Here is a 515-nt window from a genome sequence, read left to right as displayed (position 1 = left end):
AACGCGTCGTGGTTCTCAACTGGGACATTTTGGAGCAAGTGCTCGCGTTGGACATCGAGCCCATTGCTGCGCCTAACTTGCCGGGTTATCGCCAGTGGGTAGTGAATCCTTACGCACCAGAATCCATTGAGGATATCGGCACTCGCGCCGAACCCAATTTAGAGAAAATCGCGAGTTTGAAACCCGATGTGATCCTAGCGGCTTCTCCTCAGCAAGATTTAATTCCTCTGCTCAGACAAATCGCGCCGGTGGTGTATTTGCCGAATTTTTCGCAAAACGAAGCCGCGGCTCAAACCGCAATCAAGCATTTTCGTACGCTAGGTGCGCTGTTTGATAAACAAGAGTTAGCGGAACAAAAACTGGCAAAACTCAATGACTCATTCAAACAACTGCGTGACAAAATTCGTCAGCATTATTCTGCCCCATTAGACGTATTGGTGATGCGCTTCTCGACACCCAATTCTGTTCTGCTATCGACGGAAAATTCGACCACTGACTATGTGGTTGAGCAGCTT

At 48.5% G+C, this 515-nt stretch carries 1 protein-coding gene; it reads left to right on the top strand.

All coding sequences use genetic code 11. From position 1 onward, the window contains the following. The coding region (locus R7R78_RS29510) for an ABC transporter substrate-binding protein (protein WP_225475012.1) at nt 1–515 on the top strand (515 nt) is incomplete at both ends.

The sequence above is a fragment of the Vibrio sp. 2134-1 genome, assembly GCF_033339495.1.
Note: the sequence above shows the minus strand (reverse complement) of the source record. Positions and strands in the feature narration are given on the sequence as shown.